Below are 1,176 nucleotides of genomic sequence, written 5' to 3'. Positions count from 1 at the left end.
CATCTTCTGCACATTTTTCTCCCCATAACCACGTCAATCGCGCTTCCGCGACACGCCGAATCACACCTGGCTTTAGTTGATTTCTCTGGTGGCTGCGTTGAGTCGGGGTTTTCCGGCAAAAGCTTTGTCAGCCATTCTGTTCCCTTTGGCCTGCTAGGTTCCCAGACCGGACTCTCCATTCACGTATTATATTTATTTTTTTGAAATGGACTCTGACGCAAGGCGTTTCAAAGAGGGTGTGGGCTCTGGTAGAGACACTACCGATAAGCGGGTCAAGCAGGGGCTGCGCAAAAAGAAGGAGCGTAACCAGGCGCGACTCAAGGCGAGGCGAAGTGCCATGACAACCATGGATGACCCCGTCACCGCCTTTGAACAGCTCCGCGCCCATGCGCTAGCCCTGTTGCAGCAAGGGCCCCACCACGTTGAGCCCATCGAGTTGTTGACTGCCATCCAGCAGAGCCTGTGTTACCCAGACCGTGACGTGGCCGAGGGGGTGGTGCACGACTTTTTCGATACCCATCAGGGTCCGGACCTTTTGAGGTGGATAGCTTCTCTCATTAGGGATGGCCCCGGGTCGCCCCTATTTGGGCTGGCCTTGGCGTGTGTCACCGAGATATCGTTTGACTCTCGGAACGTCGCGTACGTAGAGGTACTGTGTCAAGCGGGCGTGCATGAGGCGGCCCTCTCGTGGTTGACCGCCGAGCAGGGCCTCCCTAGTGAGATCCGCCAAGACATTTTTGCCATGCTGGGCAACACCGCCCGTAGCAATGAGTACGCCAGGCTTATGGTTTTGCAGAGCCCGGCCACCATCAAGGCACTGTCTCAAAACCTCTCTAACGGGGTTGAGCAGCTGGACTGGCCCATCATCTCGCTGACCCTGTACATGATGTACGTCTTGTGTGAAAACAGCCATGGCGGTATCACACCACCCCTGTCCCATTTTGCGCCTACCCTGGGAGCCCTGGCCACCGTCATCAAACTCGTGATGGAGGTCGCTCCGAGCGAACTTCTGGTAGAGCAGTACGACAGCGCCCTTGGCATTCTCTCCTTTTTTGAGGCCATTGCTCTGAACACCAACCTGTCCGACCATGCCCCGGAGGACACCCAGCTATTGGTGGAACAGCGTAAGGGAGTGCTGCTCATGGCGCAAACCCCAGAGGTCCAGCACTTTTTGGC

At 56.6% G+C, this 1,176-nt stretch carries 2 protein-coding genes; both read left to right on the top strand.

All coding sequences use genetic code 11. The features are described 5' to 3' along the window. Nucleotides 1-204, top strand: a 204-nt coding sequence (locus tag V6D20_13765) for a hypothetical protein (GenBank protein HEY9816846.1), incomplete at its 5' end; no start/stop codon positions are given. A gap of 1 nt (nt 205) precedes the next feature. Then, nucleotides 206-1,176: hypothetical protein (locus V6D20_13760; protein HEY9816845.1), on the top strand; the 971-nt coding region annotated here is incomplete at its 3' end.

The organism is Candidatus Obscuribacterales bacterium (genome assembly GCA_036703605.1).
Classification (GTDB): domain Bacteria; phylum Cyanobacteriota; class Cyanobacteriia; order RECH01; family RECH01; genus RECH01.
This window is presented reverse-complemented; position numbering and strand designations above follow the sequence as displayed.